This is a genomic window from Streptomyces sp. NPDC058964 (assembly GCF_042741275.1).
Classification (GTDB): Bacteria; Actinomycetota; Actinomycetes; order Streptomycetales; family Streptomycetaceae; genus Streptomyces.
Window position 1 is genome coordinate 1 of the sequence record NZ_JBHYKH010000990.1, and the last position, 1,317, is coordinate 1,317.

The following is a 1,317-nucleotide window of genomic DNA, read 5'->3' on the forward strand; positions in this document are numbered from 1 at the left end:
GTTCTCGACCTGGTCCTTGATGCGGCGGTCGTAGAGCTCCCGGATCGCGGCGACGGTCTCCTCGGGCAGCGGCGGCAGCTTGGCGGCGCCCGCGTTGGCTCGGGCCTGCTCCGGCGAGCGGGCGCCCGGGATCACGGTGGTCACCCCGGGCTGCTCGACGATCCAGCGAAGGGCCAGCTGGGCCGGGGTGTACCCCTGCGGGGCGAGCGCGGCGAACTCGGCGGCCGCCTCCACGCCGGTGGCGAAGTCGACGCCGGAGAACGTCTCGCCCTGGTCGAAGGCCTCGCCGTGCCGGTTGTACGTGCGGTGGTCGTCGGCGGCGAAGACCGTGTCCTTGGTGTACTTGCCCGACAGCAGGCCGGAGGCAAGCGGCACCCTGGCGATGATGCCGACGCCCGCCTCCCGGGCGGCCGGGAGCACCTCGCGCAGCGGCTTCATCCGGAACGGGTTGAGGATGATCTGCACGCTCGCCACACCCGGCCGGGCGATCGCGGTCAGCGCCTCCTCGCAGGTCTCCACGCTGACGCCGTACGCCGCGATGCGCTCCTCCTCGACCATGGTGTCCAGGGCGTCGAACACCTCGTCCGAGGAGTAGACGGGCGTCGGCGGGCAGTGCAGCTGCACCAGGTCGATCCGGTCGACACCGAGGTTGCGGCGTGAGCGGTCGTTCCAGGCGCGGAAGTTGTCGAGGACGTAGTTCTCCGGGATCTGGTCGACCCGGCGGCCCATCTTCGTGGCCACCAGCACATGCAGGTCCGGCCGGCCGCTGAGGAAGGTGGCGATGGTCTGCTCGCTGCGTCCGTCGCCGTACACGTCGGCCGTGTCGAAGAAGGTCACCCCCGACTCGGCCGCCGTCTCCAGCACGGTCAGGGCCTCCTTGTCGTCCACCTGGCCCCAGTCGGCGCCCAGCTGCCACGTGCCGAGGCCGACGACCGATGCCCGCTGCCCCGACCTGCCCATTACGCGTTCGTCCATGCCGCCAGTCTGTCATCCGGCGCGGGAGGACGCGGAACGGGCCGCTCCGTTCGCTCACCCGCGCATTCCTCGCCCACCCGAGTGGCCCGTCGTCCGGCGAGCGGTCTGCCGCCGGGCACGGCGTCAGGAGGCGGGCGTCAACTGCGCCTGTACGAGGGGCCCGTAGCGGTCGGCGATGTCGTCGACCGGGGTCCCGCGCAGATGCGGGCCGCGCGCGATGCCATACATCACGCCCAGGCCGACGAGGGTGGCGACGGCGAGTTCGGCGCGCAGACCAGGGTCGGGACCGGTGAGGCGTTCGGCGAGGCGTTCGGTCACCTGGGCGCGGAAGTTGGCCCGCAG

The 1,317-nt window shown here is 72.2% G+C and carries 1 protein-coding gene and 1 pseudogene; both read right to left on the reverse strand.

What is annotated here, in order from left to right:
* On the reverse strand, positions 1-975 hold a 975-nt coding region (locus ACFW2E_RS47080; protein ID WP_384478372.1), incomplete at its 3' end, for an aldo/keto reductase.
* A gap of 123 nt (positions 976-1,098) precedes the next feature.
* Positions 1,099-1,317: pseudogene (locus tag ACFW2E_RS47085) on the reverse strand (TetR/AcrR family transcriptional regulator); the annotation flags it as partial.